This window comes from Leptolyngbya sp. PL-A3 (genome assembly GCF_039962325.1).
Taxonomy (GTDB): domain Bacteria; phylum Cyanobacteriota; class Cyanobacteriia; order Elainellales; family Elainellaceae; genus Vacuolonema.
In genome coordinates, this window is sequence record NZ_JAMPLB010000004.1 from 72,408 (window position 1) to 97,446 (window position 25,039).

Below are 25,039 nucleotides of genomic sequence, written 5' to 3' on the forward strand. Positions count from 1 at the left end.
GAGTGGTTGTTTTTTCGTGCGCTGCGCGCACGAAAAAACAACTTGTCTTGAACTTAAATCTCCGCCACTGCCCGCTCAATTAAGCGACGGGCCAGGGTTTGTGTACCTGTGTGGGAGTAATACTTGACCGTAATATCCAGAAAAGCCCCTACATAGTTCAGCTTATCTTTGGAGATGTCGACGACCCGGATCAGGTTGTCCAGCACTTTTTCCTGAGTCAGGCCGTTGTTGGTAACGAAACCGCTCATCCAGCCTTTAACCGAGTCAAAGCTTTGCCCGATAAAATTCAGTTTGCTTTCGGAATTGTTGCCGGGAATAAGCTCGTTGACGCCTTTGTAGGTCTGATTCTGCTCCAGTTCCTTAGGAGAGGTGCCTTGTAAAGCTGTGGCGGCCTTTTCAATGAACGGGGCACCCAGGGGAATCAAGCCATCAAAGCAGACCAGAGCCGCCATGCGGGTGAGGGACTCACCGCTGTAATCACCCAGAGCTGCCAGGAAGTCGCCAATACTGTCGCCGGGAATGCCGTTGATCTGGCAGAAGGCCACCAGTTCCGTCACCAGTTTGATACTCAGATCAAGACTCTGAGCCTTTTCGGGCTTGGGGGTGAGCTTTTCGACCAGACCACCAAAGAGGGGAATACCGCCACCGGCTTGATTGGCCAGAGCTGCGGCACCCAAAGCACCAGAGGCGCTGTCTACCGTCTCGTAGAGCCACATCGCCCGCTGATAGCCCTGAGATTTATCGTTGTAAAGGTGGACAGCGCGATCGCCAATCTGCTGAATCAAGGCGGCATCAGTCTCGCCCGTCACGGCCTTGACGGTGTTCGTAAACCCCGTCAGGTTTTCCCACTTGCCGGGCACGATTGCATCTAACGACTTGAGCGCCATAACCGTGATACCGCCTGTTGGCAGCTCATCTACATACTGGTAAATGGCTTTGCTCATGGTTGCAAATCTCCTATGCAGATATACAGGACTAATGCTATTTCAAGCCGTTTCTTTGTCTTTCTCCAGGGCAGCAGGGAGACGCAGGCTTGCACCTTGGCGAAGCCACTAAAGGTTTGAGCTGGCCCAACGCCCCATTTATCAGCCCGACACTACTTCAAATTGGAAAGACCCTGCAAGTCAAACTTTTGCAGCCAATCTCGGCGGTCCTGAGGGGCGAAAGACGAGTCGCGGGAGATGACTTTTACCTGGTAGCGATCGCCCACCAAAACACCGGTCTGAGTATTACCAATCTCCAACAGAGGATAGCCAGCCAGCTTTTCAGTACTGGACTTATACTTTTCGGCGGCCGCCGGACTGCTGACGGTATCAGAAATGGAAAGCATAGCGACATCGGTGCCGCCCTGCTTCAACTTCGCTTCAGCAAAGCCTTTTTTCTCTTGAGAAAATACGACGTTGTAGCCTTGCCCAGACGAGGGAAAGAACTTGTTAAACTCACCGCCCTTCTCAGCATCCGCAGATACGGCTGGGGTGGCTCCTCGCTCTGTACTCTCGCGCTGGGCATCTGCATAGGGCGAGTTATCGGTTTGGGCGCATCCCGTTGAGACCAACAGAATCAGCGACAGCAGAAGGGCCGCCAAGGGCTTTCGCCAATTAGGCAATATCATGAACGTCTCCTTCGAGGATGGAATAGGGCCAATCAATCCAGTCGGTAGGCTACAGACCTGATAGGAACTGCGATCGCACAGCCAGCGCCATTTTATAGGACACAGAATTAATCGGCAGTGCGTGGCAATGTTTCGTGATGTTATGCCAGATACATCAAGGACTTCAGCTTGGTTTACCACCATTTATGAAGCGATCGCAACCATCCTGGGTGGGTTTTTACAGCAGCAGGATTTGGCTTCCCTGCTCGTAACAGCGTCCAGGTAACGGGGCACACGGTACCATCCGTCCGCAGGTTGTGACGTTTTTTGAATGTATTCACAGCCTGCTGGGTCTGATCATCAAAAAAGCCGTTGCGATGCACCATAAAATTATGCACCTGCAACAATCCCTGCAGGTCACGCACATCGCGGCCTCGATGTCCTTGCCGTAGGGTACGAATGCCCGCCTTCACCGCCGTCGTTAACATCGCCCAAGTTTCTGGGCCGACCATGCCGTCTACCCGCAACCGATGCTCCCGCTGAAATGCCCGTACCGCTGCTTCTGTACGCCAGCCATACTCACCATCACTCTTGAGAGGATATCCGTGAGCCGACAGTAGTTCTTGTAATTCAGCCACGAACGGACCCGTATCCCAGGGATAAACTCTGGGGTAGGGCTCAGGGCGGGAGGGCACATTCGGCGAGTCATTATTCACAGCCAAGACCATCCATTCCAAAACAAATGACGGAGGCAAGCTGAGTTAAGAAGCCAGTCCAATGCCATTCTGTTCTCACTATTTTATAAAGTAGGACACGCTTCAGGCAGTTGTATGGCGTATAGGACGTCTCAGCCGAAGACTATTACAGCTCATAGACTGTGCTTCGTATCTCCTGCAGTACTTGAAGTGCCAGGTGTATAAGCACCGCAGGAGAGATTGTCAGAACAAAAATAGGCTGGAAATTCATCCTTTAAGGCGAAATTGTTCAGAACACCTATCAAACCCGACCCATTAGTCTTTAAGCTGAAGGGGAGAAATGGGTATATCAGAGCCCATAAAGTCCCTTCGGGCTGTAAACCGAGTGTATTTCTGGAGCCTTTGCAGGATCAAGGTTCCAGAAATACACTCAGCTTACCAGGGGCGATCTGTCCTTTGCTGATGTTCCCTTTAGCGTTTGTAAACCCTGCATTTGAAGACTATGGCAACGCTTCTAGCCGGAGATATTGGCGGCACAAAAACCATTTTGAGCATTGTTTCGACCGCTCCCAGAACAACCCCCGAAGCGCTGCCAGCGCTCACACCCCTTCTTCAAAAGACCTTTTCCAGCCGGGAGTACACTGATCTAATTCCCCTGGTACAAGAATTTTTGCAGATTGCTCAGACTGAGCTTGGCGCTCATGTTCAGCCCCAGGGAGCTTGCTTCGGCATTGCTGGCCCTGTCATGGACAACACCTCCGAGCTCACCAACCTGGGTTGGTTTCTGCAAGCATCTGACCTGAGCCAAGAGCTCACTATCCCTCAAGTCAGCTTGATTAATGATTTTGCCGCCACAGGCTATGGTGTATTGGGCCTTGCGCCGGAAGACATCTACACGCTACAGGTCGGGGAACCTGATCCAGCCGCTCCGATTGGTGTCATTGGTGCGGGAACAGGCCTGGGACAGGGATTTCTCATTCGCCATGTGGATGGCTATCGGACATACCCAAGCGAAGGGGGCCATGCCGATTTTGCGCCTCGCTCAGAGCTAGAATTTCAACTGCAACGTTATTTGCTCGATCGCTACCACGTCGATCGCATCTCCGCAGAACGGGTCGTATCAGGAATGGGCATTGCTGCTATTTATCAGTTTTTGCGCGATCGCTCCCCTGACCGAGAATCCCCTGCCATGAGCGAAATTTACCGCGCCTGGGAACATGAAATTGGCCACGACGCTAAAACCATTGACCTTTCTGCCGAAGTCTCCCGTGCAGCTCAAAGCGGCCACGATCCGCTCTGCCAGGATGCCATGCACCTATTCGTTGATGCTTACGGTGCCGAAACAGGCAACCTGGCCCTCAAGCTGCTGCCCTACGGCGGGCTTTACATTGCCGGAGGAATTGCTGCCAAGAACTTGTCACTGTTAAAGTCAGGACGCTTCATGGCAGCCTTTTCCAAAAAAGGTCGTATGAGCGCCCTGCTCAAGAAAGTACCTGTCCATGTCGTTCTCAACCAGGGTGTAGGGCTAATTGGGGCAGCCCTATATGCAGCGCGCACTGTGGACTAAAAATTTGGGCCATTTTTCAAATGCGTAAAGGGTTGTGATGGTGCTAAGCACCATCACAACCCTTTACATGTCTAGAACAGAACCCAAATTTGCTGCTGTGCCCAACTACCGAAACCCTCTTTGCTGCTTCCATAAACAGCGAAGAGGGTTCTGACATTTAAGGGGGGAATGATCACCAGAGAGAAACAAATTCTATATTTCGGTAGTTTAGTGCTGGTCTCTATTGACGGATTTTTATATGTAGTGTTTGATGGGAGGGAAATTCCTGGCCTACCGCTACATTTTGTGAGTTGATGCTTACAGGATTGAGGGGGTCGAGGTACACTTGTATTACAGCTCAGTTCGCTACATCCCTGCCCCGTTCGTCCTCCCAGTCGTCATAATTTTGCTATGGTCTTCCAACTCGAAACCTCCGTCGTTGGCGCAGAGCGTCCTATTCTTCCCATGATTGAAGGGTTGGTGCGGGTGTTTACCGGCCCCCACCGCAGCTTTTACACCGATGTCATTGCCCAGGCACTCCGGACTGCGGGTCAGGGTAACTCAGTGCTGGTGGTGCAATTTCTCAAGGGTGGAATTCGGCAGGGTAGTGATCATCCTGTACGCTTGGGGCAACGGTTAGACTGGTTTCGCTGTGATCTGCCTCGATACATCGATACGCCAGAACTAGAGGACACTGAACGGCAAGCCCTCCAGAATCTCTGGGAACACACCCGCCGGATGGTGCGAGAAGGCCGTTATAGCCTGGTTGTCCTGGATGAACTGAGCCTGGCTATTAACTTTGGCCTTATCCCCGAAGCCGAAGTGCTGGAATTCCTCCGTACCCGTCCCCCAGAAGTTGAGGTCGTGCTAACGGGTCCAAACATGCCAGAATCAGTGTTATCCATCGCCGACCAGATTACTGAGTTAAAACGCATGTATTCGCCTTAGGCAAAATACTAGGGCATGTTTTAAAGCGGCTGGAAGGGTTGTTTTTCCTTACGCTTTGCGCACGAAAAAACAACCCTTCCAGTAGTCCTACATTATGAGCAACATGGAGCATCGTTCGTAATCCAGTGCAGGTTAGCTTAGGTGAATTGTCAGCAATTCTCAGTATGGAATTAGGCTCGAAAACCGCTTGCCTTCGGCAAGCGGTTTTCGGGCTTCAAAGCCAAGATTGCGCGCCCGACGGGCGCGCAATCTTGGCTTTGAAGGTCATAACGAGAACTGCTGGTGAATTGTGGGTGGTCTTGTGGGAGCGCAAAGCATCCCTATAAACCCATCCCTTATGTTCCTTGTAGTCGAGGGCCGCTATAGCGTCGTCTTACCGATTACTATGGAGCCATTCCCCATGCCAATCTGGTGGAGGCGACAATGCAATACTCATTGATGGCCCGTTTTCGCGGCACTCTGTTGGGAGCGGTGTTAGGCCACACCATGGCAGAGAGAGCAGATGAACAGCCGCTAGAGGTCGGGAAGAGCATGGTTGCTCTGCTACGGCATGTTGGTGAAGAGGGCGGTGAATCCATTCCCTGGCCTGCACTTATAGCAGGTTCACCTTCTAACCCAGGTGCCCGTCTAGCCGTAGTTAGCATTCCTTTGATGTTGTACTACCACGATCGCGAAGCTCAACTGCATCAGGCACTTCAGGCCGCTGCGAACGCCTGGAATCTGCCCCCAGGATCAACCCTAGCAGCCATGACTCTCGCAGAAGTGCTGGCTTTGGCATTGGTAGAAGAGTTGGAGCTGGAGCGGCTACCTCTGCAACTGATTGAGAGTCTAGAATTACCTTCGACCAGCCCTGCGGCTCAACAGTTACACCATCTTCAGATAGCCTATCAGGAGCGCTATAGTTGGGCGATCGCCCAGCATCACCTTCAACACCTTGATCTGGAACTATCCAGCGAAACACTTCCCCTATCCTTGCTTCTGGCGATCTATAGCTTCCTCCGTAGCCCTCAAGATATGAGGCTGGCCTTCTCGATGCCAGAGCATAAACATGCCGGAGTAACAGGATTAATGGTTGGGGCGATCGCCGGAAGCTTCAATGGCACTGCCAAGTTACCCTCCCATGGCTGGCCAAGCTCGATAACTACTATGGCCTGGGATCTCGCTCAACCTCAGGAGCTTCAAGCCCTAAGCGACCAACTCCTTGCCCATTGGGCTGGGGTCTACCGTCCCCACAGCCAGGGAGCAGGCCTGTTGAAAGGGGCGATCGCTGCCCCCCAACTGATACGAACCTCCATTCAGTAGGCTACCCGGTACTCCTATTTCTTAAAGATGGAGGAAAAAGGCTAGTTTTAGAAGTTGCGCTTCGCGCAACTTCTAAAACTAGCCTTTTTCCTCCATCCTTTGCGGAAGTACACTACTGGCTACCCGACTACGAGGACTACCTGTACAATAAAAAACATCAGCCAGTGTCCGTATCCGAATTTTTATCGACATAGTGGATTTAGCAATATCTGCTCTATGCCGCACAAAAGCTCTAATAGGGCTCATCTACCCCCAATTTTGATATCTAAATTGAGGTAGTAATCAGCACATTTCACTTTGAAAAAATCAGCCATCGGTTGCCAAATTTCCCTGATGAGTTACGCAAACCAGCGGAAACGGTAACCTGGGCGTCTCTTGTACAATACATTCACCAGGGAGAATCTTAAAAGCCTTCAGCCTGCTGGGGCTTTATCTTTTTTAGCCTGTTATTATTTGTCAATTAGGAATTCCTAGTCTGGCTGGTGATGTATAAATGTCACCGGGTGCATCTACCGACAGGAGCGTTCGTTTTAGTTAGGCTTTTAGCCATTTCAAGAGAAACTAACAGTATTCAGAAATCATTCTTCGGGACAGTGTAGAAGTAATCGCATTCCTTCTCAGAAAAGGCCAAACAAATGGATAGCTTTCGATAGTGCGGGAACAAGGGAGCACTCTCCCATTGAGCCAATCTAATCAAAGGCTATTCCTGGTTCCCGTTAATGGCGTTAGTCAGGGGCCGGGTACTAATACATTCACTCAAGCCAGGGTTCTTCTCCTCCAGAACGAACAAAAAGGGTTGTAATGGTTTTAAACAAAGTGCAAGAGGGTCATCTGTCGGGGTCTACAGCCAAACCAGGCCGCATCCAGCGGGACATCCCACGGGCCCAGGAAACAATTTACAACTACCTGCTTGAGATCGTTAAAGAATGGTCTCCAGAAGAGGTACTGGAAGAATTCCGGCGGCTATTTATCCACCATGTCAATACCGTTAGCTCCCATACTTTACCTTCGCTATACGAAATTGTTTTTGCAAATCAAGAGGAAGAGTTTCGCAACACCCTCAAACGATCCTGTTATATCCTGATTAACAACTGGGACCTGCGCCGTAACCATATCTATATCCAGCAATTAATCAAAATCTTTGAAGACCCTATTCTTGAAAAACCTTCAATGTCGCCGACCTTGCGGCGACTGCGAGTCTGGCTACAAAACTTCGTTCAAAGCGACGATTTTCAGCAACTAAAGCTGTTTGCTGCCCGGTATGATACCCAGTCCTTTACCCACTGGTCAGAACGATACACCTCCTACCTGTTGGTGCCTCAATATATTGATTTAAGAAACTCGGCTGAACAACGTCACGCGGCCCGCGCTCTATCCAAGCAGCTCAAAGAAAAATTTAAATTTGATTTGGCGTTTTATACGGCCCATTCCGCCAATTCAACGGTAGTACAAACCAATCTGAAAAACCCTACGACTCTGGGTGACAATGTACTGCGGCTAGTCAAGATGATTGTGGCGCGGCAGGGCAAATTTAGCTACACCAATCTAGCTAATATTTTTCTCAGGCAAACCCAAAACCTTCGCTATTCCGATTTCAAGCGAAGCCTGCGAAAGTACCTTCTATTCTCCATTAACAACCAGGACTTCGTTAAAACTCTGACCGATCAGCTCTCTGAACGCCTCAATGGGCTGTATGTGGATTACCACGACAAAAATATTGATGATGCGCTATTACTACGAACCTGCAACCGAGTCATCGAATACCTGACCACAGAAAACCACCGGGAACCCTCCGCGCTGTTTATCCAGATTCTCTCGCACGGCAACCCGCTGCTTCTGGTCGTACTTTTGCTTAAGTTGGTGATTGTCTGCCGCTATGCTCGCACCCATTTAGAAGCCCGTATTGCTGACCTGGTGAAGTATTACAAAGATTACTCTGAGGAGGAATGTAAGTGGGTTATCCACTTCTTCGAAATCTTTGACATCACCATGGCCATTTATGCCGAGAATATAGAATTTAACCTCATCAGTATGCAGGGGCATTCTCGCATTGAAGAAAAGCTATCTGTTCACCTTACTGAGCTGGATCAATATCGCATTTTCTCGCAAATGCGGGTGGAGAACGACGAAACCTTCGAAATTGACAATCTAGAGACCGCACTCCTGGAAGTTTTGTCGGAGGAGCAAAACTCCTCTCCTTAACCTAATGTCGTTGGATACGGAATCCGCTTATAGAGTAGCAGTATGTTTTTTGTTGGGATGCCGTGTAGAAAGCATCCCAACAAAAAACACACCGTTTCTATACGAGGCAGAGTTCGTATGAGACGTTAATTTCAGGCGTACTGCCTGCAAAATCACCTCTTCAAGCACGCATTACAGAACTCATTGCTAGTGTCGAGTTAGTTAGGATATCAGGAGCAAGCGGCAACAGTGCTCCTGATGTCCTAACTAACCTGACGGAGGTTATGCATAGCGCTACGCACCAGAAGATTATTCTTGAAGAAGGGCGCGCAGCATAGTTTCCAAAAATAACCTGTCCTTACCAACTTACGTCAGGCTATATCAGGGGGTAGGGGCAACTTCTCCCTGGCCAGAGCCTGTTAGGCTGCTCCGAATTTCGCCATTCGGATCATTGCTGGGGATAATTAGTTGGCCCTGGCGATCGCCCGCTTCCAACGGCCCAAAGAGGATCTGGAGCTGACACCGCTGCCCCGGTTCAAGCACCGTATTTGAACAGGCAATTTGGGTAAAGCTGCCTGTATTTGCCGGGATAAAGTCATTAGCATTGGCTCCACCAATGGCGAGATTGCCAATATTCAAGGGCACCCCACCACTGTTGAGCAGGGTGATGGTTTGAGGCGGGCTGCTGCTACCGACCGGAATGACTCCAAAGGAGAGACTGGCCGGGCTAACGGATAGGGTAGGGAAGCGCTGGACCTGCCCCTGCCCGCGCAGTTGAACCGCTACAGACCCTTGAGGTGCATCACTGGGAATAGTGATTTGAGCCACGCGATCGCCCTCTACATAAGGCAAAAACACGACCCCAAAGCGGCATTCTTCCCCAGGCTGCAAGGCACGGTTAGTACAAACCTGACCAATCGCTCCATCAGTATCGCTGACAAAATCTCCGTTACCGCTGGCACGAATTTGACCAATCGTCAGTCCCGCCGTGCCCGTGTTACGCAAGGTAACCGTTTGGGGACGGCTGGAGCTTTCTAACTCGATCGCACCAAAATCGAGATTGATTGGAGTAATTGTGAGCTGAGCGGCACTGGGCACCGTACCCGTACCCGTCAGGAAAATGCGAGCATTTCCTCGAGGATCATTGCTGGCAACGGTTAACTGGCCGCTCTGGGCATTGCCCGCTTGAGGGCTGAACACAACCCCAACAGTACAGTCGTTACCAGGTTCTAATGGGGTACGGGTACAGGTATTGCGACGAATGGCAAAGGCGTTACCACTTTCCACCCCAATCTGAGAGATGTTAAGGGTCTGGGTACCACTATTGCTGAGGGTAACAACTTGCTCCGCACTGGAGGTTTGCACAGGCTGTTCCCCGAAGTTTAGGGTACCCGGCCGAATACTAAGGGCAGGCACCTGGGGCTGATCCGTGACGCCGTTACCACTGAGCGGTACATTCCATAAATTATTGGCGGTATCGGTGACGGCCAGATTAGCAGCCCGACGACCGGCCACACTGGGCCGGAAGATCATATTGATGGAGCAGCTCTGCCCTGGTACCAGGGGCGCACCCGTACAATCGTGAGTAGTTGGAAAGTCCAAACGAGCCTCTCCAACCGGGCTGATTCCCTGAATTGTGATAGGTTGCCCACTCTCGTTACGCAGCACGATACGACGGGATTCACTGGCCTGGTTGACAGCGTAGTCGCCAAAATCGAGGTTGCCCGGTTGGAAGCTGAGGGTAATAGGGTTGCCCGGGGCCGTGGCTGAGCTAGTACCGCTAAGTTGAACTCGACGTTCGATCCGCTGGTTGCGATCGCTCAAGGTTAATTCTGCCAACCGGGTTCCATCCCCCTGAGGCGTGAAGGTAATCTGTACCTCACAAGATTGGTCAGGGGCCAGGGGCACCCCTTCACAGGCATTGGATGCAATTTGGAAATCTGTCGGCTGGTTGCCCTCCAGGCTCACCCGAGTAATCTCCAACACGTCGTCCCCAGTGTTCTGTACCCGTACTGTTTGGGGCTGGCTGGTGCGATGTTGCGGCTGAGCACTAAAAGTAAGCTGAGTCGGGTTCACAGCCAGACCGGGCTGATTACGATACATATACACCGCCAGTAAGCTGCCGACCCCCAAGAAGGCGGCGGCCATTAGCGCTACCTGGGCAGCAGGCGGCAACCCCTCGCGCTCAGCCTTGGCAGGAGGAGCCATGAGGGTAAAGCTCCGCTCTGCTTCGGCGCTATCAGGAGGATAAGCGACGGTTGCATCCGGAGTGATCGCCCCCTGTAATTCCGTTGCGACCCCAGGATTGAGCCCCGCAGGAGCGGCCGAAAGCCATTGCAGATTGTGGTAACTCGCATTGGCGGCAGTAGGTTGACCGAAGCTTTCGCGCATCACCCGTGCCTGGGCCAGATAGGCATTGGCGGTGAAGGGGTCATCCAGACAGAGGGCACGGGTGCCCAGTTGATGGTAAGCATGGGCGATCGCCTCCTGATCTCCCAGGGCTTCACTCGCCTGCAAGCCAAACCGCCAGATTTGTTCCCAACGCCCCCACAACCCCGATACCAGAAAGGAACCATCCATTGCCCGGGCTAACCGCAGTACCTCACTCCATTGCTGGTGATGAGCTGCTCGCTCCATGACCCAGAGCAACAAGTGGCTTTCCTGGGCTAGGGCTCCAGTCACAGGGGCATGTTTTTGCGCCCATAGTAAGAAATAGTTAATGACAGGCTGCACCCAACCGGCCAGGTTCCAGTGCTTCTGCAGCAAAGGCAGAAGATTAGCTGCCAGGGTGTAAGACTGCCCATCCGACACGACTAAACCCCGCTGTTCCAGATGATCCAGCGCTCCCTGAGGGCTCTGAAGACCCGTCATGCCAGCAAAATGGTGGCTCCGAACTGGCACGGCTCCCAGCACCCCAAGCGCCGCGAGAATACGACGCTCGGGTTCTGGCAAGGTGGCACAGGCCCGGAGCACCAGCAGCTCCAGAGCCGCTGGGTTTTGCATATGCTGCGCCAGTCCGGGCAGCGTCAGGTGGCGGTTGCGTACGAGGGCGATTGCCTGTCGCAGGCGCAACGGATTGCCCATCACCGCCCGACACAGGGTTTCGGCAGCCACTTGATTTTCGGGACCCAGGCTACGCCCCAACTGGGTTTCCAGAAAGGCGATCGCTTCGGGCATGGGCAGCCCTGCCAGAGGCATGGCAAAACTCTCTGGCAACCCATGATGGTTGGGACTGCCCAGCAGTAAATGTAGACTGGGAAGCTGGTTTGCCAGGGCAGCGACCTGGACCGAGTTCAACTGCACATCATCCAGAGCAATTAAGGCCCGCCGCCCCCGGAAAGATTGGTAGATCTGATCGGGGGTTGGCTTGTGGGGAATGGGCTCGTCGTATTCAAAGAAGGTGTCAAACAGGTATTTCAGTAGGTCATCCGGGGGTTCATCCTGCACATTGTGGTAGAGGATCCCATCGGGACAGGCCGTTCGGACGGCCGGATGATACACGAGCGATCGCACCAACGTCGTCTTACCAACCCCCAAGTCGCCATAAAATTCAACGGGTTGGGATTGCAGAGCGGCAATTGCCCCTTCCAATTCCTCCTGGCGGCCGATAGGAGCAGCCATAGGGCGAATAAAAGCTTCGGGTTCCGGGACAGGACGGGTACGAATGGCCGGAGCCTGGTGATAAGCACTGGCCATAACAACAGCCCCGTGGGGAGTAAGTTGCAGGGCCTTGTCGCCATAGACAATTTGTTGGCCTACCGCACTGCCACTGCCCACTTCAAATTGGGTCAGGGGAAAGCCACTACCCCCAGCAGGTGGACTGGGAGAACTGGGTCGATAGAGGGCGGTCGCCTCCTGCCAGGCGTAATCAGCCTGCCCGATCTGCCTTCCCACACAGCGCACTCGCTGCACATTGGGGATATGCAATTGCGAAAGCCCCTGTTGGATAAAGGGCACCCATTGCTGCTGGGAGGGCACCTGAGCCGACTCCAGCAAAACGGTTAGCCCGTCTCCCGTGTCTGGTTGTACCTGTGCCCGTACCCCACGAGGGTTCAAGGCCCGATTGAGGAGGAAGGCGATCGCCTCAGGGTTACCCTGCTGCGCCTGTGTCAATAGTTGCCCTTGGTCTGTCCGCGTCGATCCATACGGAACCATAGTTTGTCCCGCCCTTCAAAGCCGCTCACGAATGGAATTCAGTACAGTTGGAATCATTTCAAACAGCATAGACCGACCCTAGAGAAAGCAGTCATTTTTTTGGACAGAATCACCATATAGCGATGTGCAAGTGCGTTAAGTACAGCAACGGTGGTGTGGGGCACTTCGTGCCCCACACCACCGTACTTAATCAACGTGCACAGCGCTATAGTCGTTCACTGAGCCATCTCAGTTCGAGATAAGCTGAAGTGCCTATTTGCGTGCGCTTCGCGTACACAAAATCGACGTTTTTGAGTGCCGCAGGGTGCGTGGCACTCAAAAATGTCCCGAACTCGAACTCAGGTTGAGTAGTGTTCTAGAGGTGTATGGCTTTTAACAAGCCAATTGCGGTGTGGAATTGAAGTGGGCGAACCGTATCTCATCCCACGGCCACCATGGGTCGGTGAACGATGAGTGCTACATGTTGCCTACGCCCGTCCCCGGGTTGTCTATCTAAAATTTCTCTAACGACATGGGGAAAATCATGCTGCATACTATGGGGAACGTTCTCCTGTTGGTTTCGAGATAGATCAGAGCGGCCATGAATTATCGGAATTATTCCTGGGCTTTTTCTATGGCTCTAGGTTTGCATGTGCTCATGCCAGGGGTACCGGCGATCGCCCAATCTGCCAATACCCTCGTCGAACGAGCTCAGTCTGCCTATGAATCCGGAAATTTGCCTCAAGCCGCCCGGCTCTGGCAGGCGGTAGTACAAGCACAGCCTGACAATGGGTACGCCTATGCCTGGTTGGGCTACGTATTGGAACAGCAAGGGCAGACGGGAGAGGCGATCGCCACCTACCGTCAGGCCATCGAGCTCAGTCCAAATGACGCTGTTACTCTCAACAATTTGGGTGGCCTCCTGACAGGGCAAGGTGAACTTGAAGAAGCCATTCAGCTACTTCGCAGAGCCGTGCGGTTGAATCGCAACTACGCCCGTGCTTACAACAATTTAGGTATTGCACTTCGGCAAAATGGGCAAGCGGCTGATGCAGTAGGCGTATACCGCCGGGCCATTCGGCTTGAACCGGAGTATGCCGAGGTATACGACAACTTGGGGGTAGCCCTGGCGAGCCTGGGGCAATTGGAGGAAGCCGTCCTGGCCCATCGACAGGCCATCGCCCTGAGACCAGAAAATCCGGCGATCGCTTATACCAACCTGGGGGTTTCTTTACTGGAGTTGGGCCAATCGGGCGCGGCGATCGCGGCCTATCAACGAGCGATTCAGCTCAATCCCGACTATGCCCTGGCCTATCGCAACCTGGGAGATGCCTGGGTGTCAGTAGGCCGAACCGCCGAGGCTGCTGCCGCCTATCGGGAAGCACTTGACCTCAATCCCCGCGATGCGATCGCCCGTCGTGCCCTGGAACGCTTAGAACCCCGGCAATATCGACGGCGCTCCTAATTCAGAAAAGTGCGATCGGGCTACTGTGCTCTCACCCTCTGGCTTTGTTGGTGGGCAGGAGCCCTTGTGCCGTCGCACTTCTAGAGCTCGCAAACCTGAGTCAGAATAATAATTGCTGATATTCTTTCAAAATTCTTGACAAACCTCCGGCTAAGCCTGTTAATATGTAAAACGTGAACGCGATGGGGCGTCGCCAAGCGGTAAGGCAGCGGGTTTTGGTCCCGCCATTCCTAGGTTCGAATCCTAGCGCCCCAGTTCTAAAAACGAATCATAAAAAGGGCACGACTAAGTCGCGCCCTTTTTGATTTTCACGGCTTCGAAAAGAATGCCAGGGGAGTGCATGAGCCCACCGACTTTGCTTGGAGCACAAGCACCTGATGCGGCATCTTAGCCAGCCCAACGCTTCAGAGCAGACGGAGGCCTGCTATAACCTGGGGCATTTTTGCTCGATGTAGCGTATTCTGCATCCAACAAATTGTAGGTTCTGTCCTACGTTTATTCACCAAGCAGAGGATTGATGAGCATTTCAGCCTCCCAACAAAAGCATTAATATTTCTTAATATGCCGGTCAGAGCAGACCTGGATCGACGTAATTATTCCATCCACGGGAGAGCTGTCATGAACATGGGTTTGTTTGGACGACGAGAGCTACTTGCAGGAACACTAGCCGCCGGGTTTGCCATGGCGGTGCGGCCGATTGCAGCCGCCACCATTACTACCGATGCCACGGGGCTAATAGCCGACGAAGTTAGAATTCCCGTATCCGACGGGTTTATTCCGGCGTATCATGCCATGCCCGCTTCCGGAACAAACCTGCCCGTCGTGCTGGTGGTGCAAGAGATCTTTGGCGTTCACGAACACATTCAAGATGTTTGCCGCCGCTTTGCGAAGCTAGGGTATTTGGCGATCGCCCCTGAACTTTTCTACCGCCAGGGCGACGTCTCTCAACTGGCAAGCGTTGACGAAATTCGGCCTATTGTGGCTCAGGTGCCTGATACTCAAGTCCTGTCCGATTTGGATGCAACAGTGCTGTGGGCAGCCAGTACGGGCAAAGCTGATACCGACAAGCTCGGCATCACCGGGTTTTGCTGGGGAGGACGAACCGTCTGGCTTTACGCCGCCCACAGCTCTAAACTGAAAGCGGGCGTGGCGTGGTATGGCCGCCTCGTTGGCAATCCTACGCCTTTGCAACCCACAACTCCAGTGCAAATGGCTCCTCACCTCAAGGCCCCAGTGCTTGGGCTCTATGGCGGCATGGATGAAGGCATCCCCATCGAGACGGTAGAAACCATGCGTGCCGCGATCGCCCAGGCAAACGGTTCCTCCGAGATCATTGTCTATCCCGACGCCCCGCACGGTTTCCACTCCGACTACCGCCCCTCCTATCGAGAAGATGCGGCGACAGATGGCTGGGCTAAGCTCCAGGCATGGTTCCGGCAACAGGGCGTGGTTTAAAGCCTCCAAGTTGCAAACCGCTAAGAGGCTTAGATAGCGTCACCGCCTCACACCTCGTTGAAAAGAGGTTAAACGTTCCGATCGCCTTATCACCGTTAAAGTGTGAGGATGCATTGCATCCTCACACTTCGTTGAAAATCGCTATGAGGTTAAATGTGGCGATCACCGCATCATTGTTGAGGTGAATGGGATGCAATGCATCCAGCAATTCTCATTATGAGCTTCAAAGCCGAGAGTTCGCGCCCGACGGGCGCGAACTCTCGGCTTTGAAGCCTGAAAATAGCCCGCCTTCGGCGGGCTATTTTCAGGCTTCAATTCAAAATGAGAATTGCTGCAATACATCCCATCCACCTCGTTGAAAACCGCTATATGGTACGCTAGCTGCGATCGCCGCAGTGGTGGGAGGTAAAGATGGCGAAATTGCGTGTCGGGCTATTATTTGGTGGATGCTCCGGAGAGCACGAAGTATCGTTACGTTCGGCCCAGGCGATCGCCGCAGGTTTGCAACAGAACGCCACCCAGTATGAGTTGACCCCCATCTACATCCAGAAGGATGGTCGTTGGCAAAGTGGTGAGCTCGCTCAACAAGTTCTCGCCGCTGGGGTGCCACCGCTGCTAAGTGCCGAAGCCGAAGCTGAACCCGAGACCCCCACACCTGCAGGAGCCCTGCAAGCTACAACCGCTCAGGCCATGGAGCGCTGGCAATCGACCGCCCAGGCCGCTGCTGTAGATGTCTGGTTCCCGGTACTACACGGCCCTAATGGAGAAGATGGAACCGTTCAAGGCTTACTGAAACTGATGCAGGTGCCCTTTGTGGGCTCCGGAGTTCTGGGCTCGGCTCTGGGGATGGACAAAATTGCCATGAAAATGGCCTTTGCCCAGGCCGGGTTGCCCCAGGTGAAGTATGTAGCGATTAATCGCAGGCAGATCTGGTCAAACCCCTGCGTATTTCCCAAGTTGTGCGATCGCGTCGAAACAGAACTCGGCTATCCCTGCTTCGTCAAGCCCGCTAACCTTGGTTCCTCGGTTGGTATAGCCAAAGTTCGTACCCGGGCTGAGCTGGAAACCGCGCTGGACAATGCCGCCAGCTACGATCGCCGCATTATTGTTGAAGCCGGGTTGCCCAGCCCTCGAGAAGTCGAATGTGCAGTTTTGGGCAATGACGATCCGAAAGCCTCCGTTATTGGCGAAATCACCTTCAGCAGTGACTTTTACGACTACGAAACGAAATATACCGAGGGGCTAGCCGACCTCATCATCCCAGCTGATCTGCCCGAGGATGTGATCCGCCGGATTCAGGAGATGGCGATCGAGGCATTTCTCGCGGTTGATGCCGCTGGCCTAGCTCGGGTTGACTTCTTCTATGTTGAATCGACAGGCGAGGTCTACATTAACGAAATCAACACTATGCCCGGCTTCACCGCCACGAGTATGTATCCTCGCCTGTGGGAAGCCTCAGGCGTCCCCTTTGCCGAACTGGTGGATCGGTTGGTGCAGTTAGCATTGGAGGAACGGTAGCTCAAGAAGTACGGTTTCACCGTACTTCTTGAAGCCGATGTGTAAGCATTCTTAACATCGACCGCTCTCATCCGTAGTAGCGAAGTTTTTCGAATGTTTTTAGAATGAGTCAACACACCTGTATGGTTTCTAAAACCTATGGACAGGGATCCGCTGGAGTCAGAGGCGATCGCGCCGGAAGAACCATCCTCCCGGTCTGATGCAGCGCGTTCGCTGGGGATTTGGGAAATTTTAGGTCAGCTATGGCGGCAATACCCGCTACTGTTTTGGAGTGGAATTTGGACGTCAATGCTGGTGATGGCGGCGATCGCTATGTCTGGGCTCATGAACCCGGAGTTGTCGCAACCAGTGCATCTTAAGATATCAGAGCATCCCATTGCCAATGACGACCCTGAGGCACCGATGCCGCCAGTGATGGCAAATACTGGGCTGGGAAAACCGACAGATGCTGCTGGAAGTGAGAAAGACTCGCCCCTATGGTTATTCCTCTTGCTAGCCGCCAGCTGTGGTATGGGCTGTGTAGCGCTGTCTGCCAAACTTCAGAGCAGTCGCACTATCACCCGACAACGGTTGCAACGACTGGAAGCTTTGGCCCAATCACTCCCTACAGAACTCGAAGCCCCTCCGCTGAATACCTCCCTAACGACCGGGCTTGAACGCTTTATACCACCTGTGCCATCCAACGGGATTCTAGATGCAGAGCCGGAATCTGGAGCCGAAATGCCTTCCCAAGTCTCTGCATCCGATCGCCCTTCTTTGGATGTGCCTCACAACAGCCGCCTACGGGAACTAGACCGATGGGCTCCAGGTCTGGCCGAGCTGTTGGATATTCAGCGTCGACGGGAAGGCAAAAAGTGGGAGCCATGATTTTGTAGAAGCGATGCAGCCAACCGTAAAGCTGCCCCCGAAACACCACTGGAGCGGGCGTGGCGCAAAGCGCCTCTCGAAAAAGCCCATTTTGTCGTGCGCTCTGCGCACGACAAAATGGGCTTTTGGGCTTATCTCTAATTGAGGTTATTAAGGAGTGGGTGCACCTCGAAGGGCCTGCCATTCCTGAATGAACTCCGTCGTCCACAGCCAACCGTCCGGCAGGGTAGTCGGGTTATCGGCTTTAGGGTTACTGCGCAGAATGAGCTGGTGTAAATCCGTAGCGCGCGTCGTCAGGTCAGGCGTATTTGCGAATTCAGGCACCGTGGTGGCCTTTTGAAAGGCCAACGAAATACCCGCGTAAGGAGACAGGGCCGCATTGGTGCTAACCGGGCCATCGGGCATAGGGCACTTCATGTCCTGCACCGAAGCATCCTCAACAAAGGCTGCCGGATCCTGAATCAAGGTAATGGTTTGGCACCAGGATTGCACCGCCTCCGTCAACTTGCCTTCCTTGTAGTAGGCAAAACCAAGAGCATTGCGGTACTGGGCGGAATCCGGTTTCTTCTCAACAGCCGTTTCCCAAAAACGACGGACATCATCATTGGAATAATCCGTATTGCCCTGGGCGATCGCCTGCCAGGCTACCCGCCCCCGCAAAAATAGCATCTCCGGATCACCCATTTGCTCCGGCGTGAGCACCCGCAGAGCTGTGTTAGCCGGCTCGACGGCATTGCGATTGAGCAGCTCAGCGATCGCCGCTCCTCCCGCTGCCAACTCTCCCTTGCTGAACCGATCCATAGCCACCAGGGTTACATCCTCCGTTGTGGCTTTAGCCAAATCCACCTTGGCAGGATCGATAGTCGGCACAGGCGAATTGACCGCTGCTGGAGGCAGCAGATCATTAGGAGACGGATCGCGATTCAAAACATGGGTAACACCCAGCCCAATGACCATCGCTGTAGCCCCCACCAGGGGTAGGAGGAGGTAGGGCGATCGCCATCGAGGAGCTAACCTGGAAGCCGAACTGCTGTCCTGAATCATCTGCTCCGCAGCATCCAGGGGGCGGGCACTGAGGGGCCGCGCCTCCGGCATCAGGGGCAGTAGAGGGGCTTCTTCTGCGTCCTCCGCTTCAGGCTCTGCGGACAGCGGGTCATAGAGAGTCTGATGAGGCTCCTGATCAGGAGCAAACAAATCCTCATCGAAGTCGTCGGATAGCGGAGCTTCGTCAGCATCGGGGGTCAGCTGCTTCAGCAAATCCGCCATATCGTTGGCTTCCTCGTAAACGAGGTCATCCAATGGCTCGATGGTAGCAGGGGCAGGCTGTGAAGTAGGTTGCGCTGGGGGCAGGTCATCCTCCAACAGCACCGCTCGCGAAATCATTTCCAGCTCATCGTCTGGGTCGGGCAGATTGCTCGGCGGTGGCGGGGGCGTCGCTGAATCGCCGCTGCGATCGGGGGGCCTGTCGTATACATGCGGGGCCAGTAGTAGCCGATCTGCTGGATTAAGGCGATCGCGCTCCCCCGGCACCAAATACCCATCCCATTCAGGATGTAGGTATAGCACTGGCAACGCCCAGTAGAACTGGTGTGAACTGTAAGCGGAAATTAATCCCTGCCGTGCGCGGCTCAGGCTCAGATCCAGAGGATAGCCCTGCTTTAAGTTGCGATAGAACAATCGGGTTAGCGTCAACGCCACATCATCAGGGATTTTCTCGGCCATCGCCAGCACCGCTGGAATGCCACGCCCTACGAGGGCTTCCGCCAGGTTACGCTCAGCCCGATTATCTTTCAGATCACCTTCCCCATTGGTGTAGTTACCAATGGCGCTATGGGCCCCCCGACAGGAGTTGAACACCACCATGCGGATACCATTGTTCACCAGCAGACCCGCCAAGTCGTCGCCACTCAGCACTTCTGTCAGCCCAGTCCGACGATTCACCAGGTATAGGTTACCGCCAGAAACTCCCAGGTTGCTGTGCCCCGCATAGTGCAGAATGTGGTACTGTCCCTGCTCTAGGGCCTGGGTCAGTTCTTCCCGCCCTGGTTGTTCCAACAGGGTTAGTTCGAAGTTGGGTGTGAGGGTATCTCCGTTGGAACGGGTATGGGCCAGTTCCTGTTGCAGGTTCATCGCCTCCCGCTTCAGCTCTAGCTGCTCCTTATCCGTAGGGGCGGCGATCGCCATCAAAATTCGAATGGGCTGATTTCGTTCTAGCGGTGGCAGATAGCCCCCCATCATGCCGATACCGGGGGTGTAACGCGAAAAGATGACATCTGTCCCGGTAGCAATGGGACGACGCATGGTGCCGAGACCGTCGCGATCGCCTCCATTCAGCACTTCCCAGGGCAATCGTGGCAGTTTTGGCCCCTTTAACCCCAGGCGCAACCGCAGCATTTCCCCTTTATGTTGCGCAATTCCACGGGCCGTCATCCAGCTATCTCGCAGGGTGCCCTTAAACAGACTGTTGTAAAGGTTTTGCCCTAATTCCATCAAGGAGGGAGGCACAGGCAGGTCATCACCAGACCCTCCACTGTTGCGGGGAAACTCAAAGCCTCCGACTCGGGTACCGTTGCCCTGAAGCAACTCCAGCAACGGATTGTTCATCAGTTGACGGGCCTGGCTCAGCCAGGTATCCACCGTCCACACCACCTGTTCTTCGGCAAGGGGGACACCGGGCGCGACCCGTTCGGTACGCACCAAATATTCATCACTCCCGACCGGGGTGACCGAAATGTGAAACTCCTGGGTCACGGTTTCGGTATTCTCCTCGTTGGACAAATTCAACGCTTAGTTTGCTCTGTAGCGCATGAAGGGGGCAGAGCCGCGTGAAGTCTGAGAACAGGGGGTGCCCTCAGGTTTCACCGGGAGGCCGACATGATCCGGAAAATCTACTCATGCCAAAAAAATAAGACGGCGCTCCTACTCACTAGGATAACGTCCTCACCAGGATAGATCCCACCATCACTACATCTCAGGACAGGGGGCGAAATATATTAGTTCCCGTAGAGAAATAAAGATCGTCAAACCACTTCACTAGAATCTTTCTGCAACCCTTCTGCCAAAGGTTAATCTTCTGTACTCGCAAGGTACGAAAAGTTAACGTTTCAACATCTTTCAAACCGCTGATCCGCAAGGTAAATGGGACGGCAGCCCAGATTCTTCTGGGATTTTTCGCGTTAATCTGCCGAGAGTCTTCCGGATAGGAAGGGTTTCCCTAGAAAACTGAAGTGGTAGATGCACCCTGATTCTAATCTCCCGATCCCTCTTTTGAGGGGAGGGAGGTTTTCTTTTTTAAAGAGATTTCATGTAGGTAAACCTGAGTTCGGCTCAGGCGTTTTTGAGGGCCATGGGTTAGGCAGCCCTTGAAAACGCCTGTTTTGGCATGCACGGAGCGCACACTCAAAATGAGCCCTTCAGAGCGTTCCGTATCGATCATGTGGTTAGACGAGTTCAATCAGCATCGATTCCACGATGTCGGCAATTTTGCGAGCCGCACCGGAAGCACCACGAGCCTTGTGGAGGCGATCGCGCATGCCCTGCAACATGTCTGGATGCTCCAGTAAATCCAAAACATCCTTCGCCAGTGTCGCCGGGTCTAACTCGCCAATCCGTTCCGGTACAATTTCTTCTCCGGCCCAAATATTAGGCCACGCTAACAGCCGCTTTTTTCGCAAAAACCACCCGTTGATCACGCGGGCAAAGAGAGAACCCATACCTGGCAGGTTAGCCAACAGGCCCGGAATACCATCCCACGCCCGCATGGCATCCAGTTGTTGCGTTGGCAGCAGCACGATCATCGGCACACCCAAGGAACCCAATTCAGCTGTGTTGGCTCCAACGCTGGTCAGGCACAGCTGGCATTGCCGAAACAGATCATAGGCCGGAAACTCTTGATGTAATGCGATTTTCAGCCCATCCTCGGTCATCAGAGATGGGGGTTCGCCTTCGACGAGGGTGGCTCGCAGTCCGCCAAAGTAATGGGCGATCGGGTTCTGCTCTGGATCTGCGAACTGGGCTAAGGTGGGCAGATCCAGCGTGGGAGCAACGGGCAGCACAAAGCGCAACGTGGGGTCAGCCTGGCGTAGATGGCGGGCGATCGCCAACATCAACGGGACTCCCTGGGTCAACTTTGCCGCTTTAGAACCGGGTAACAAACCAATCTGTCGCCCATCAGGAGGAGGAGCAGCCCCAGCATGAGCCCCTGCCTCTGCCATTAAGTCTCCCACGACGGCCACCTTATCCTGAAACTCGGCAGCACAACGCTCTTTGACCGTTGGAGACATGACCGCAAACCGATCCACCCAGCGCAACCATCGGGCTTCCCACTCGGCATAAATGAGCGTGCGATAGCCCAGGCGTTTGCCAATGATCACAGGGTAAATCTGGTCGCCCCCCAGAAAGAGAACAATCCCGCGATCGCCCCACTCCCAGCCTTCCGCTGTCTTTCCCCACAGCAGAAAGGGGAAAAAGTGTTCAGCTCCCTGCACTCGATCGATCTCAGGATAGGTCTGGGCGATCGCCACCTCCTTCCCCGTCCCATTAGGGCAAGGGGATAGTACCAAGGAAATGCGAAATAGCGCACGGTCGTTTCCCAGGGATTCTCGCAGAGCTTTCACCACTGGTCTGACCCAGGTTGTTACCTCGCCAGGGCCATTGGACAGGATGAGAATATCGATGGGAGAGGAGGGCATGGGGCGATCGTCCACGAGCTATAGCCATCCAGATTAGGACAAAAAGAGCGATTGGGTGCTTCACATCACACCGGTAAAATCCCTGCGGTGCCGTAGTACTCTGAATGGCTATGAATATTGCCAGACTAGTTCAGTGGTACGGCTCCTCGGTAAGCTTATGGATGTTCATTACGTTTGAAGTAAGCGATCAAAGCTATGGTGAGTGGCACGACCCCATCTCCTGAGGAGTTGCTGCGAGAAGCCGCAGAAGTTGGGAACTTAGTAACTGTCAAAGATCTACTGGCTCAAGGAACAGCTGTGGATGCAGGGGATGAAGACGGCTGGACCGCTTTGATGGCCGCCGCGGCTGCCGGGCATGAGGAGATTGTTTCCCTGCTATTAGAGCAGGGGGCTGACGTGAACAGCAAGACAGCATTTGGTCTAACCCCATTGATGAGCGCAGCGGCCCAGGGGCAGACGGCGATCGCCCAACTCCTCATCGATCAAGGAGCCGATCTCCGGGCTCGTGATCAGAACAATTGGACGGCATTAATCTGGGCTGCCGAGGGAAAACATGACGCTACTATAGAAACTTTAAAACGAGCGCGAGATGCCCAGGCAAGCTAATGCCCCAACGCGTCATTTTCCAGAAAAATAGCTTTCTCAAGGCCGCTGCCCCCTTTCCCATGCTGGCTCTCGTGCCGCTCATGGTGGTGGCGGTCTTTCTACATACCTATCGGCTAGATGGCAAACTCTACTGGCACGACGAGGTTTATACCTCCATACGAGCTGCTGGCTACCAGCGTCATGAAATTGGAGACGAGATATTTCGCGATCGCCTCCTCCACCCCTCCGATCTCTTAGCCTATCAAGCCATCAAACCCGGCAGTTCATCTCAAGACACCATTCGCTCCCTTGCCATAGAAGACCCGCAACATCCTCCTCTCTACTTTTTAATGCAGCGCTGGTGGATGCAGATGTTTGGCAGTTCCATTGCTGCATCCCGAAGTTTGGCGGTTTTGTTTAGCCTGCTGGCCCTACCTGGCATGTATTGGCTCAGCCTGGAGCTATTTTCCTCACCCCTGGCAGCCTGGCTCACAACGCTACTCCTGGCGCTCTCCCCGTTTGACATCCTGTTTGCCCAAGTAGCGAGGCAATACAGTTTGCTGACCCTATTCACCATCCTCAGCAGCTGGTTTCTGCTACGGGCACTTCGCTTACCCGAACGGCCTTTTTGGCACTGGGGTTTGTATACAAGCACTGCCGTTGGAGGGCTCTACACCCATCCCTTCTTTGGGCTAACCCTCATTGCCCACGGGCTTTATGTGCTGGCACGTCAGGTGTTAATGCCCCCCACCCGTTTCGCCTTGGGCAGTGGCGCCAGAAAGGGGCGATCGCCCTTCCGCCCTTTCCTGTTGTCGATGGCCGCCGCGACCTTGCTCTTTTCCCCCTGGCTCTGGGTCATTCTGAGCAATTTTGGTCGAGCCATGGCCACAACGGATTGGGCCGCCATTTTTCCCGGCTACGTGACCCTCATCAAGTTTTGGGTTCTGAGTTTTACCGCCCTATTTTTTGATCTGGATTTTGGATTCAATAATCCCGTCACCTTCTGGTTGCGGGTTCCCTATGTCTTGCTCATTCTGATGTCGTGTTATGAGGTGTGGCGGCGATCGCCCTCCAAAATCTGGCTCTTTATTCTGGTGATGATTCTCGTTCCCTTTCTGCTATTGGTGCTACCCGATCTCCTGTTAGGAAATAAGCGATCGACTGTGAGCCGCTATCTCATTCCCTGTTTTCCTGGAGTGCAGTTGGCAGTCGGATTTTGGCTAGCAGATAGCTGGGCCAGAATACGGCGATCGCTCTGGTATAGCATTGCCGGACTGTTACTGGTAGGCAGCCTCACCTCAATCCTGGTTAGTTCGCAGGCTAATACTTGGTGGAATAAGGATTTGAGCTATTTCAACGGAGCGATCGCAGAATACATTAATGCTCTGCCCCAACCCCTTGTTATCAGTGATGAAGGAAATGACTGGACAAATCTTGGAGATTTGATATCCCTCAGCTATTTGCTGAAGGAGCAGACTCAGTTTCTTCTTCTTAGCCCTGAGGCCAGATTATCCAAACCAGAGATGCTTTCAGCCTCTAAAGACGTCATTTATTTCCGTCCTTCTAGCAGGATTAAGGCTCAAGCCGAGGCCTACAGAATCCCCTTAAAAGGCATAATTGATAATGACATCTTTCAGCCAGCAGAAACTCCATAAACCCATCCCAAGGCGGAGGACAACCTTTTTGGTTACGAGAGCTACCTTCCCGCCAGAGAGCCAACAACGTAGAGCTTCTCAAGCCAATCTCTAGGGTTTCAATGACTCAAACAATCTCAATAAATCTAAAAAAGAGGTGGAGTGTGCCAAGCATGTTCCACCTCTTAAAATCTAACTTCAGTAATTAGAATTAAGCTCTATTGAACTCAGGATTAACTCAATTCAATCCAGAAACATAGAAGACAATGAAAATTTTATTCTATAGATTTTACGAGTGGAAGCAAAGAGAAATAAGGAAATTTTTCAGAGGCAAGCTAAAGACTTGAAAACGCCAAAAGGCTTGCAGACGGACAATTCAGATCACCCACCTCCCAAAAGGCCTGCCTAACACACGAAATATTAAGAG

At 53.3% G+C, this 25,039-nt stretch carries 16 protein-coding genes and 1 tRNA gene; 11 read left to right on the plus strand and 6 right to left on the minus strand.

Features of this window, described 5'->3' with window-relative positions; translation table 11 throughout:
* Positions 1–53: 53 nt before the first annotated feature.
* The 3 genes from NDI52_RS05120 to NDI52_RS05130 all read right to left on the minus strand — a co-directional run bounded on the left by NDI52_RS05120 (position 54) and on the right by NDI52_RS05130 (position 2,307).
* Positions 54–944, minus strand: coding sequence for a hypothetical protein (locus tag NDI52_RS05120; RefSeq protein ID WP_190773329.1), 891 nt, complete (start codon positions 942–944; stop codon positions 54–56).
* Positions 945–1,096: 152 nt separating this feature from the next.
* Complete coding sequence (locus NDI52_RS05125) at positions 1,097–1,795, minus strand: hypothetical protein (protein WP_242035862.1); 699 nt, start codon at positions 1,793–1,795, stop codon at positions 1,097–1,099.
* Complete coding sequence (locus NDI52_RS05130; RefSeq protein WP_347280059.1) at positions 1,786–2,307, minus strand: peptidoglycan-binding protein; 522 nt, start codon at positions 2,305–2,307, stop codon at positions 1,786–1,788. Before NDI52_RS05130 ends, NDI52_RS05125 begins: the two co-directional genes overlap by 10 nt.
* A gap of 481 nt (positions 2,308–2,788) precedes the next feature.
* On the opposite strand from NDI52_RS05130, the gene NDI52_RS05135 reads away from it, so the two are divergent.
* The 4 genes from NDI52_RS05135 to NDI52_RS05150 all read left to right on the plus strand — a co-directional run bounded on the left by NDI52_RS05135 (position 2,789) and on the right by NDI52_RS05150 (position 8,284).
* Positions 2,789–3,853, plus strand: a complete 1,065-nt coding sequence (locus NDI52_RS05135; protein ID WP_190773327.1) for a glucokinase — start codon at positions 2,789–2,791, stop codon at positions 3,851–3,853.
* A gap of 390 nt (positions 3,854–4,243) precedes the next feature.
* Positions 4,244–4,780, plus strand: a complete 537-nt coding sequence (locus tag NDI52_RS05140) for a P-loop NTPase family protein (protein ID WP_190773326.1) — start codon at positions 4,244–4,246, stop codon at positions 4,778–4,780.
* Positions 4,781–5,203: 423 nt separating this feature from the next.
* On the plus strand, positions 5,204–6,082 hold the full coding sequence (locus NDI52_RS05145; protein ID WP_190773325.1) for an ADP-ribosylglycohydrolase family protein: 879 nt from the start codon (positions 5,204–5,206) through the stop codon (positions 6,080–6,082).
* An 801-nt stretch (positions 6,083–6,883) separates the two neighbouring features.
* Complete coding sequence (locus NDI52_RS05150) at positions 6,884–8,284, plus strand: hypothetical protein (protein ID WP_190773324.1); 1,401 nt, start codon at positions 6,884–6,886, stop codon at positions 8,282–8,284.
* Between the two features lie 360 nt (positions 8,285–8,644).
* Here NDI52_RS05150 and NDI52_RS05155 read toward each other — a convergent pair whose 3' ends face one another.
* Positions 8,645–12,418: a choice-of-anchor D domain-containing protein gene (locus NDI52_RS05155; RefSeq protein WP_190773323.1), complete on the minus strand. Its 3,774-nt coding sequence runs from the start codon at positions 12,416–12,418 to the stop codon at positions 8,645–8,647.
* A 580-nt stretch (positions 12,419–12,998) separates the two neighbouring features.
* Between NDI52_RS05155 and NDI52_RS05160 the strand changes: the two genes are divergently transcribed.
* The 5 genes from NDI52_RS05160 to NDI52_RS05180 all read left to right on the plus strand — a co-directional run bounded on the left by NDI52_RS05160 (position 12,999) and on the right by NDI52_RS05180 (position 17,702).
* Positions 12,999–13,862, plus strand: a complete 864-nt coding sequence (locus NDI52_RS05160) for a tetratricopeptide repeat protein (RefSeq protein ID WP_190773322.1) — start codon at positions 12,999–13,001, stop codon at positions 13,860–13,862.
* Between the two features lie 183 nt (positions 13,863–14,045).
* Positions 14,046–14,117, plus strand: a tRNA-Gln gene (locus NDI52_RS05165).
* Positions 14,118–14,486: 369 nt separating this feature from the next.
* On the plus strand, positions 14,487–15,317 hold the full coding sequence (locus NDI52_RS05170; RefSeq protein WP_190773383.1) for a dienelactone hydrolase family protein: 831 nt from the start codon (positions 14,487–14,489) through the stop codon (positions 15,315–15,317).
* 411 nt (positions 15,318–15,728) lie between these two features.
* A complete protein-coding gene (locus NDI52_RS05175) occupies positions 15,729–16,835 on the plus strand; it encodes a D-alanine--D-alanine ligase family protein (RefSeq protein WP_190773321.1) in 1,107 nt (368 codons plus the stop codon).
* A 138-nt stretch (positions 16,836–16,973) separates the two neighbouring features.
* Complete coding sequence (locus NDI52_RS05180; RefSeq protein ID WP_190773320.1) at positions 16,974–17,702, plus strand: hypothetical protein; 729 nt, start codon at positions 16,974–16,976, stop codon at positions 17,700–17,702.
* Between the two features lie 150 nt (positions 17,703–17,852).
* On the opposite strand, the gene NDI52_RS05185 is transcribed toward NDI52_RS05180, so the two are convergent.
* Positions 17,853–20,486: a CHAT domain-containing protein gene (locus NDI52_RS05185; protein WP_199307908.1), complete on the minus strand. Its 2,634-nt coding sequence runs from the start codon at positions 20,484–20,486 to the stop codon at positions 17,853–17,855.
* 656 nt (positions 20,487–21,142) lie between these two features.
* Positions 21,143–22,393 carry a lipid-A-disaccharide synthase gene (locus tag NDI52_RS05190; protein WP_190773319.1) on the minus strand — a complete coding sequence of 417 codons (1,251 nt, stop codon included), beginning with the start codon at positions 22,391–22,393 and terminating at the stop codon, positions 21,143–21,145.
* 195 nt (positions 22,394–22,588) lie between these two features.
* Between NDI52_RS05190 and NDI52_RS05195 the strand changes: the two genes are divergently transcribed.
* Both NDI52_RS05195 and NDI52_RS05200 read left to right on the plus strand, forming a co-directional pair.
* Entirely contained in the window at positions 22,589–22,999 is a 411-nt protein-coding gene (locus NDI52_RS05195; protein WP_190773318.1) for an ankyrin repeat domain-containing protein, read from the plus strand.
* Positions 22,999–24,633, plus strand: coding sequence for a glycosyltransferase family 39 protein (locus NDI52_RS05200; protein ID WP_190773317.1), 1,635 nt, complete (start codon positions 22,999–23,001; stop codon positions 24,631–24,633). The genes NDI52_RS05195 and NDI52_RS05200 overlap by 1 nt, the downstream gene beginning before the upstream one ends.
* The last annotated feature ends 406 nt before the right edge of the window (positions 24,634–25,039 follow it).